Source organism: Microbacterium sp. BF1 (assembly GCF_019279095.1).
Lineage (GTDB): Bacteria > Actinomycetota > Actinomycetes > Actinomycetales > Microbacteriaceae > Microbacterium > Microbacterium maritypicum.
Window position 1 is genome coordinate 1 of sequence record NZ_JAGYWT010000379.1, and the last position, 2,455, is coordinate 2,455.

At 67.5% G+C, this 2,455-nt stretch carries 4 protein-coding genes; 2 read left to right on the forward strand and 2 right to left on the reverse strand.

Annotation, left to right across the window (positions count from 1 at the left end):
- Positions 1-541: glucosamine-6-phosphate deaminase (locus KZA10_RS12390; protein ID WP_256934803.1), on the forward strand; the 541-nt coding region annotated here is incomplete at its 5' end.
- Here the strand turns inward: KZA10_RS12390 and KZA10_RS12395 are convergent.
- Both KZA10_RS12395 and rpsO read right to left on the reverse strand, forming a co-directional pair.
- Entirely contained in the window at positions 429-950 is a 522-nt protein-coding gene (locus KZA10_RS12395; protein WP_218683020.1) for a hypothetical protein, read from the reverse strand. The two genes, KZA10_RS12390 and KZA10_RS12395, sit on opposite strands and share 113 nt — an antisense overlap.
- Before the next feature lie 157 nt (positions 951-1,107).
- Positions 1,108-1,377 (reverse strand): 30S ribosomal protein S15, encoded by a 270-nt coding sequence (rpsO, locus tag KZA10_RS12400; protein WP_017830938.1) that lies wholly within the window; start codon positions 1,375-1,377, stop codon positions 1,108-1,110.
- A gap of 186 nt (positions 1,378-1,563) precedes the next feature.
- Here rpsO and KZA10_RS12405 point away from each other — a divergent pair.
- Positions 1,564-2,455, forward strand: an 892-nt coding sequence (locus KZA10_RS12405; RefSeq protein ID WP_218683021.1) for an MFS transporter, incomplete at its 3' end; no start/stop codon positions are given.

Sequence of the window (2,455 nt, forward strand, 5' to 3'; positions counted from 1 at the left end):
GACCGGGTCGACCCCGCTGCCGGTGTACCAGGCGCTCCGCTCCCAGCTCGCGGGTCGCGACGTCTCCCAGGTGCGCGGCTTCGCCCTCGACGAGTACGTCGGCATCGACCCCGCGCACCCGGAGAGCTACCGCTCCGTCATCACGCGTGAGGTCGTCGAGCCGCTCGGACTCGACCCGCAGCGCATCCATGTCCCCAACGGCGCGCAGGCGACGATCCAGCACGCCGGCGACGACTACGAAGCGGCCATCGACGCCGCAGGCGGTGTCGATCTGCAGATCCTCGGTATCGGCACGGACGGGCACATCGGCTTCAACGAGCCCGGATCGTCGTTCGCGTCGCGCACTCGCGTGAAGACGCTCACGGAGCAGACCCGCGAGGACAACGCCCGCTTCTTCGACTCGATCGACGACGTGCCCATGCACTGCATCACGCAGGGGCTCGGGGTGAAGGCCGCGGGGGTCGCGGATCACCGGCCGCGCGCACGAGCTGAACCGCGCCGTAACCTCCTATACCCACCAGGACCAAGCCCGCCGGGATGAGCACCATGCCGACGGGGAGCCTCGTATCCAACGCCACGAATCCGAACACGAGGACCGCGCCGACGAGAACGACGCCGCCACCCAGAAGAAGCGGCCACCGTGAAGCACTCCAGCGCCACTGCATCCCGTGGCGCTGAGCCATCCCGCTCGCCAGCTGCCCCCACACCAGGAACGTGAACAGGATCACCTGGGAGGCGAGGACGTCGTCCTGCCGGAGGACGAGCGCGAACGCCACGAGATACCCGGCCGTGACAGCCGCATTGACCATCTGGAGCCCGGCGAGCGCGCGTCGGTCGGTGGCACGGTCCCGGCGCTCCACCACCGCATCCGCGTCCGCCAGATACTGGCGCGCGACGTCGGCATCGGGCGGATCGAGGGCATCCTGACCGGGAATCGGCTTCTGCTGCACGTCGAACCTCCTCCACTTTCCGTATGGAAAGCTTTCTACTTTCCTATCGGAAAACCGGGAGGGGATCAACCCCTCGTTACATGACGAAGGCCGCCCCACACCGTGGGGCGGCCTTCTCAAGAATGTTCTGCGCGATTGTACGCAGGTCTGCAGTGCCTTAGCGGCGGAGTCCGAGACGCTCGATCAGCGAGCGGTAGCGCGCGATGTCGATGTCCTGGAGGTAGCCGAGCAGACGACGGCGCTGACCGACGAGCAGGAACAGCCCACGACGCGAGTGGTGGTCGTGCTTGTGCTCCTTGAGGTGCTCGGTGAGGTCCTTGATGCGCTGCGTCAGCATTGCGACCTGCACCTCGGGGGATCCGGTGTCACCGGGGTGCGTCGCGTACTCTTCGATGATCGCCTTCTTGACGTCTGCTTCCAGTGCCATAGATTCGATCCCCTCTCTGCTTGTTGCGCGGCGCCCGACGCCTGATACGTGGGCTCTCTTTATCCGCGGCCGATCAAACGGCAACCTGACGAGTCTACCAGCCGGCGACTGCCTCCGGCGCCACCGGCCGGGAGGGAGGCCCGCACGGTTCAACTAGGCTCGAAAGGTGCAGAAGAAGTTCGACGAGTGAGCGCCCGCCGCGGCCACCTGATCGACCTCTCCCCCCTGAGGTCCAGCCCGGCATTCGCCCGGATGTGGATCGGATCCACCCTCGCCGGCATCGGCGGCCAGCTCACCATCGTCACGGTGATGCTCCATGTGTTCGCCCTGACGCAGAACACCTTCGCCGTCTCCATGATCGCGGTCGCCGGCCTCGTGCCGATGATCCTCGCCGGGTTGTACGGCGGCATGCTCGCTGACGCGTTCGACCGACGCCGTGTGGCCCTGATCGCGGCGACGATCACCTTCGCATCCACCGCCCTGCTCGCCGCGCTCACCTGGACGGGCATGGAGACGATCTGGTGGCTGTACGTCCTGAGCATGATCAACTCGGCCGCCAACTCGGTGGGCATGGCCACGCGCACCGCCATCGTGCCTCGCCTCATCCCTCGCGACAAGCTCGCGGCCGCATCCGCCCTCAACGGTGTGGCCTTCGGACTCACGGTGATGGCGGGGCCGGCGCTGGCCGGCCTGCTCGTCGCCCTCACCGGGTACGGGTGGACCTACACGATCGACGTCGTGCTGATGCTGTCGATGTTCCTCGGGCTGTGGACACTGCCATCGCTGAGGCCGGAGGGGGCGGTCGTCCGTCCGGGCCTCGAGTCGCTCGTCGACGGCTGGCGATTCCTGCGCAAGGCCGGCAACGTCCGGATGCAGTACATCATCGACATCATCGCGATGACGTTCGGACAGCCTCTCGTGCTCTTCCCTGCGCTCGGCACGGTGCTCCTCGGTGGCGGTGCGCTCACCACCGGCATCCTCACCGCCGCCGTCGCGGTCGGCACGTTCGCCTCGAGCCTGTTCTCGGGCCGCGTTGTGCAGTACCGCTGGCACGGCCGCGGCATCGCTCGGGCGGTGC